The following is a 7,191-nucleotide window of genomic DNA, read 5'->3' on the forward strand; positions in this document are numbered from 1 at the left end:
ATGGTTTTACTTAGAGAGAAAACCAAATTTAGTCCGCGTAGTCGGACAAGTAACTTTAGGTGGGAGAACGACCGCCTTTAGAGGGTACCAACTGCTTGGTATCCGTGCGGGAGAGAGTGAGCGAAGCATATCGCTGGCGATGCGAGCGATGGGTAGCTGCTCGCAGCTTGGGCTTGCTCAAGCGAGAAGTAAAAAGAATTAATAAAAGGTATTTATTAATGCAAAGACGAAAATTTTTAAAAGGTAGTTTGGCTTTAGCTGCTACACCATTTCTAGGCGGGTGCGCTTTTGGTGGAAATGGCAGTGTAAAACCAAGCTTAGTGCAAAATGGCAGCGTTAGAACCTCGGCATATTGGGGTATGATGGATGTTAGCGTAAAAGACGGCGTTGTGACTGGCTCAAAGCCACTTAGCGTCTTAAGCAGCATACCAAACCCGTTAAGAGGCTACACTGCAGATATGATCTACAAGTGCCGCATCAAGCATCCTATGGTTAGAAAGAGCTATCTTGAAAACCCAGATAGTCCAAAACCAGAGCTTCGCGGTCAAGATGAGTGGGTGCAGGTGAAGTATGAGGACGCGATAAAGCTAGTGGCAAGAGAGCTAAAAAAGACAAGAGCTCAAAGAGGCCTTGCTAGCGTTTATGCGAAGTCTCCAGCGTGGAAATCAAGCGGAAATTTCAACAGCTCGACCACGCTTCTAGCTAGATTTATGAACTTAACTGGTGGCTTTGTCGGCGGTCTTGGCGACTACTCGACAGGTGCAGGGCAGGTTATCATGCCTCACGTTATGGGCGGTATAGAGGTCTATGAGCAGCAAACTACATGGCCGGTGGTACTTGAAAACTCAAAGGTCGTAGTGATCTGGGGAAGTGACCCAGTAGCTACGCTAAGAGTTGGCTGGACGGCGACTGATGAGCTAGCGTACAAATACCTAGAAGATCTAAAAAATAGCGATAAAGAGATCATTATAATTGACCCTATCAAGAGCCTAACGGGTAATTTCTTTGACGGCAAGGCAAAATGGATCGCTCCAGTGCCAAACACCGATACAGCGATGATGCTTGGCATGGCGTATCATCTATATAAGACCAAAAACTACGACAAAGAGTTTTTAGAGAGCTACACAGTTGGCTTTGATAAATTCTTGCCGTATCTACTTGGTAAAAAAGATGGCAAGCCAAAAACACCAAAATGGGCGAGCAAAATTTGTGGCGTCAGCGAAAAGGTGATAAAAGAGTTTGCTGTTAAAATGTATAAAAACCGCACGATGATAATGGGTGGCTGGGCTATGCAGCGTGCTCACCACGGCGAGCAGCCTTACTGGATGCTAGTCACTTTAGCTGCGATGCTAGGTCAGATAGGCCTACCAGGCGGAGGCTTTGGCTTTAGCTATCACTACAGCGGTGGCGGCGTGCCAACTAGCACAGCAACGGTCGTTGGCGGTATCAACCCAGCAGATATCGGTGTCATCAAAGATGGTAAATTTAAAGGATATGCAAAAGATGTGGCTGATGAGAGGTTGAAAGCGGAGATAGAAGAGATGCAAGCAGCCTCTTTCCCAGTAGCTCGCATCGCTGACGTGCTTTTAAACCCTGGCAAGACGATAGATCATAATGGCAAGAAGATCACCTATCCAGACATCGACTTTATCTACTGGGCAGGGGGCAATCCTTTTGGTCACCAGCAAAATTTAAATAAGCTAAAACGTGCATGGCAAAAGCCAAGAACGGTTGTCGTAAATGAAATTTACTGGACGCCAACAGCAAAGATGGCTGATATTGTATTTCCAGTGACGACGCTTTATGAAAGAGATGATATCACTATGGTTGGCGACTACTCTAACCAATACATCATGCCGATGAAGCAAGTCGTAGCCAAACAAAACGAGGCAAAAGACGACTATCAAATTTTCTCTGATCTAAGCAAGGCTTATGCTGACGGCGTAGCTGAAATTTACACTGATGGGGCGAAAGAGCCACTTGATTTCATCAAGTCATACTACGATAGCGCCGCTAAAGTCATCAATGAAAACAAAGCTCTTGGCGTAAAAATGCCTAAATTTAGCGAGTGGTGGGAGAAAAACGAGCCTACTAAATTTGACTCAACCGCAGAGAACGAGGCTTGGGTAAGACACGCTGAGTTTAGAGAAGACCCTATCTTAAACGCTCTTGGCACGCCAAGTGGCCTTATAGAAATTTACTCAGAAACGATAGCAAATATGAACTACGATGACTGCAAGGGTCATGCTATGTGGATGGAGCCTGCTGAGTGGCTGGGTGCGAAGAAAAAATCAGCCAGCATTCACCTGTTAAACCCACACCCAAGCGTGCGCTTGCACTCTCAGCTAGGCATAACGTCGCTTAGAGATACGTACGCGGTGGCTGATCGTGAGCCGATCTTGATAAACACTAAAAATGCTAAAAAACTTGGCATCAAAACGGGCGACATCGTGCGTGTTTATAACAAGAGAGGTGAAATTTTAGCAGGCGCTGTGGTGAGCGATGATGTGAGCTACAACGTGGCAAGACTTTGCGAGGGCGCATGGTACGACCCAGATGAGAAGGGTGTTTGTAAAAATGGCTGCATAAACGTTTTAACAAATGATATCCCAGCTAGCAAGCTCTCAAATGCAAATATCTCGCATACGACGCTTGTTAATATCAAAAAATTTAAAGGCGAAGCACCAGAGCTTAGCGCCTTTAAAGAGCCAAAATTTTCAGTGTGATCGGACTGTAAATTTGTAAGAGTGAGCGGAATTTAATAGCGCTTGCTTCTGGCTCAACGGAGAAAACCAAAACTTAGATCGCAGACTTGCGATCTTAGGCTTTAGTGCGGGATCAAACCGATGGGGTTTGTCGCAGCTTGGGCTTGCTCAAGCGAGAAGTAAAACCAAAATTTAGGATCAAAAACTAGGTCTTAAATTTAATGTGTTTTACTCGGGGAGAAAACCAAATTTAGTCCGCGTAGTCGGACGAGTAACTTTAGGTGGGTGCAGGGAGTGCTTGCACTTCCGCTCGCAGCTTGGGCTTGCTCAAGCGAGAAGTTAAAGAACGTAATAAAAGGAGAAAAAATGAACGAGAACAGACGAGATTTTCTAAAAAAAGGTGCAACAGCACTTGCAGCTACACCTTTGCTTTCAGGCGTAACAGCTTCAAATTTGTTTGCTGATGAGGTTAAAAAGGGCGTTGTAAAAAATGGCGAAACTCTTACAGCTGCTCACTGGGGCATGCTAAAAGTAACAACTAAAAACGGCATCGCTGTAAAGTCAGAGCCTATCCAAAAAACAAGTGAAATTTACAACCCACTTCAGCACTACACACCAGATATGATCTATAAAAGTCGTATCAAGCATACTATGGTAAGAAAGAGCTACTTGCAAAACCCAGATAGCCCAAAACCAGAGCTTCGTGGCATCGATGAGTGGGTCGAGGTGCCTTACGAAGAAGCGATCAAGCTAGTTGCTAAAGAGCTTAAAAAAACAAGAGCGCAAAAAGGCTTACAAAGCGTTTTTGCAGGTAGCTACGGCTGGAAATCAAGCGGCAATGTGCATAACTCAATAATTTTACTTCATAGATTTATGAATCTTAGTGGTGGCTTTGTTGGCTCGCTAGGCGACTACTCAACAGGCGCTAGCCAGATCATCATGCCTCACGTTGTAGGTAGTATCGAGGTCTATGAGCAGCAAACTAGCTGGCCAGTAGTGCTTGAAAACTCAAAAGTCGTAGTCATCTGGGGCGCAAACCCACTTGCGACACTTCGCATAGCTTGGACAGCGACTGATGAGCAAGGCTTTAAATACTTTGAAGAGCTAAAAAACAAAAAAGATATCAAAGTGATCGTGATCGATCCTATCAGGTCTGAAACAGCGCAATACTTTGACAAAGCTCAGTGGATCGCTCCAGTGCCAAACACCGATACAGCGATGATGCTAGGCATGATGCACTACCTATATGAAAGTGGCAAATACGATAAAGAATTTATCGAAAACTACACTTATGGCTTTGATAAATTCCTCCCATATCTACTTGGCAAGACAGACAACACTCCTAAAAATTTAGAGTGGGCGAGCAAAATTTGTGGCATCGACAAAGATACTTTAAAAGAGCTAGCTGATACATTTGTAAGCAACCGCACGATGCTAATGAGTGGCTGGGGCATGCAGCGCGCTCATCACGGCGAGCAACCACACTGGGCGATGGTAACACTTGCAGCTATGATCGGTCAGATTGGACTTCCTGGCGGGGGCTTTGGCTTAAGCTACCACTACTCAAACGGCGGCGCACCAACATGCAAGGGCGCAGTCATCGGCGGAGTAAATAGCGCAAGTGTGGGTAAATTTAACGAAAAAGGCGAGTTTATCGGCACTGATACGGGCGAATTTGACAAACGCGGCCGCTTTGTCGCAAAGGCAGCCGCAGTAGCAGGCACAGGTCAAAGCTGGCTACAAAAAGCAACTGACTACGCTTTCCCAGTAGCTCGTATCGCTGATGCGTTGCTTCACCCTGGCAAGGTGATCGATCATGACGGCAAAAAGATCACCTATCCAGACATCGACTTTATCTACTGGGTCGGCGGCAACCCACTAGTGCATCACCAAGATACTAATACAAATTTAAAAGCGTGGAGAAAGCCAAGAACCGTAGTCGTTCACGAAGCCTACTGGACACCGACAGCAAAGATGGCTGATATCGTCTTTCCAGTCACTACAGAGTATGAGAGAAACGACATCACGATGACAGGTGACTACTCAAATATGAACATCGTGCCAATGAAGCAAGTCGTTGAAAAATACCGCGAAGCAAAAGATGACTATCAAATTTTCACTGATCTTTGTAAGGCTTATGCTAAAAATTTAGTCGTTGCCTATACAGATAACGGCAAGGATGAGTTTGACTGGATCAAAGAGTACTATGACGCAGCTTACGCTCAGGTCAAGGCTGTGCCAGAGCTTGCAAGCGATATGAAGCCATTTGAAGAGTTTTGGAATGAAAACAAACCAGTCACATTTGCCTCATCTCAAGATAGTGATAATTGGATAAGGCTTGGTGAGTTTAGAGAAGATCCTGTGCTAAACGCTCTTGGAACGCCTAGTGGCCTTATCGAAATTTACTCAGATACGATCGAGAAAATGGGCTATGACGACTGCAAAGCACACCCAACTTGGTTTGAGCCGATCGAGTGGCTAGGCATGAAAGATAAACCAGCAAAATACCACATGATAAGCTCTCACCCAACTGACCGCTTGCACTCACAGCTAAGCCAAACTTCACTTCGTGAGAAGTATGCTATCGCTAATCGCGAGCCAGTGTGGATAAACGAAAATGACGCAAAAGAGCTTGGCGTAAAAACAGGTGATTTGGTGTGTGTATTTAACGCTCGTGGCGAGGTGCTAGCGGGTGCTTATGTCACCAAAAACATCAAAGAGGGCGTTGTAAAACTAGCTGAGGGCGCTTGGTATGATGGATTTGATAGTGGCATCTGCAAAAACGGCTCTGCAAACGTGCTAACCATAGATATCCCAACAAGTAAGCTAGCAAACGGCAACATCAGCCACACAGCTCTTGTAAATATCAGAAAATATCAAGGCGATGAAGCACCAAAACTTACAGCGTTTTCTGAGCCAAAATTTTCTAAATAATTTCAAAGCAGGGGAGTGATCTCCTGCTTAAATTTATCTTTGCTTATAAAATAATTTTAACTACTTTTTCAAATTTATCTATCCATTTTCGTAAATTTTAGAGAAAATTTAAATATTTTTTATTAATTAATATTATTTATTTGTAATTAAAATTTTCTTAAATCACCTAAAATAGGGCATTTGTTTTGTAAAGTAAAATTATTGTTGCTTAAATGTAATTTACATTTCCAAGTTATATTTAATTATTAAAGTAATAAAATCCGCTTCGTTTTTGGGAGAAACAGCCAATATAACGTATCTTGTAATGCAAAGGAATGAAAAATGAATAATCTAAGTATAAAAATAAAGATCCTACTAATTGTAATTTTAAGTCTTATTTGTTTAAGTGCGACAAGTATTTATATTTTAAATGGAGTTTTTAAGACTAGAAGCCAAGCTGTATCAAGCCTTAATACAGCTGAAGACATCATAAAACAAAGTGAATTTATCCATGAACTTCAAAAAGAGCGCGGTTATAGCGCAGGCTTTATAGCTAATGGCAGAGATGCTGATAAAAATTTAAAAGAGCAAAGAGCTAAAGTTGATGGCGTTTTGTCTAAACTTTCTAACAAAGATGAACTTTCAAGTGAGCTTAATAGCATAAGAGCCAAAGTAGATAACAAAGAAAGTTTTGCTCTCATAGCTCCTAAATTTCACGATATGATCGAAAATACACTTATCTTTGAAAATTCCCTCGCAAGCAGCTCTGAGCCTGATATGAAAGATAACTTGGCTAGAATTTTTAGCATATCAAAGATCAAAGAGTATTTTGGTATCACAAGGGCGGTGCTAAATGCTGCCTTTATAAAACATAGCATCGATAAAAACACATACGTAAATTTAGTTTCATTTAACGCAAATATCAAAAATCTCTTAAATGACTACGTGAAATTTAACGCAGGCACATACGCAGATAGCTTGCAAAAAGAGATCTTGCAAAGTGATGAGTTTAAAAAGATAGATGATATCATCAAAAGTGCTATCGCTACTCCAGATGAGACAGCTGGCAAGATCGAAGCAGCTAGTTGGTTTCAAAGCATCACAAATTTGATCGATAACTTTAGAAACTATGAGCTTTACTTGTTAAATGATATGAAAGATAAAGCTTTGCAAGATATGAGCGAAGCTGGCAATTTAGCTGTTTTTATGGTTTTTTTGCTTGCCTGTTTTATACTCTTGCTTGTTTTGGTTTCATTTTTTGTCGGTAAAAATATCATTTCAGGCATCGATAGCGTAAAGGGCGGGCTTGGCGAGTTTTTCTTATATCTAAACAACAAGACAAATTCTGCCAAACTTCTAAGCTTAAAAGGTAAAGATGAAATTTGCATCATGTCATCACTTATAAATGAAAATATAGAGGTTATCCAGACGGCAAAAGAGCACGAAAACACCTTCATCCAAAAAGCCAACACCTTTGTAAATGAGATAAAAGATGGCAACTATGAAGCAAGCTTAGAAGCTGACACAAACAACCCAGCTCTAAATCAACTAAAAAGCACATTTAAAGATCTAC

The 7,191-nt window shown here is 42.2% G+C and carries 3 protein-coding genes; all 3 read left to right on the forward strand.

Annotated features, from left to right (window positions below):
• The first annotated feature begins 218 nt into the window (after window positions 1-218).
• A complete protein-coding gene (locus CYO89_RS06805; protein ID WP_103597730.1) occupies window positions 219-2,726 on the forward strand; it encodes a molybdopterin-dependent oxidoreductase in 2,508 nt (835 codons plus the stop codon).
• Window positions 2,727-3,071: 345 nt separating this feature from the next.
• Window positions 3,072-5,639: a molybdopterin-dependent oxidoreductase gene (locus CYO89_RS06810; protein WP_103597731.1), complete on the forward strand. Its 2,568-nt coding sequence runs from the start codon at window positions 3,072-3,074 to the stop codon at window positions 5,637-5,639.
• 321 nt (window positions 5,640-5,960) lie between these two features.
• On the forward strand, window positions 5,961-7,191 hold a 1,231-nt coding region (locus CYO89_RS06815; protein ID WP_181001902.1), incomplete at its 3' end, for a nitrate- and nitrite sensing domain-containing protein.

This window comes from Campylobacter concisus, from assembly GCF_002913765.1.
GTDB lineage: Bacteria > Campylobacterota > Campylobacteria > Campylobacterales > Campylobacteraceae > Campylobacter_A > Campylobacter_A concisus_BB.